At 44.6% G+C, this 213-nt stretch carries 1 pseudogene; it reads right to left on the reverse strand.

The features are described 5' to 3' along the window. Positions 1–213: pseudogene (locus tag V6252_RS13480) on the reverse strand (hypothetical protein); the annotation flags it as partial.

Below are 213 nucleotides of genomic sequence, written 5' to 3' on the forward strand. Positions count from 1 at the left end.
GTGGGGTGGCTGTATACTTCTTTCATACTGGTTTCATACAAAAATCGACCGAATGTACATGCCAAATGGTTGTTACAAACGATCCAAGCAACGGATGCCTCAGCACTGGCCAACGTCTCATAAGTTTTGCGCGTTTCTATTGGGTTTCCTGCCCATCCTCCTACCGCTTTAGGCAGCCCCAGTCTAAATAATGCAAATTCTGAAAGTTTATTG

The organism is Psychrobacter proteolyticus (genome assembly GCF_038155145.1).
In the GTDB taxonomy this organism is placed as follows: Bacteria; Pseudomonadota; Gammaproteobacteria; order Pseudomonadales; family Moraxellaceae; genus Psychrobacter; species Psychrobacter proteolyticus_B.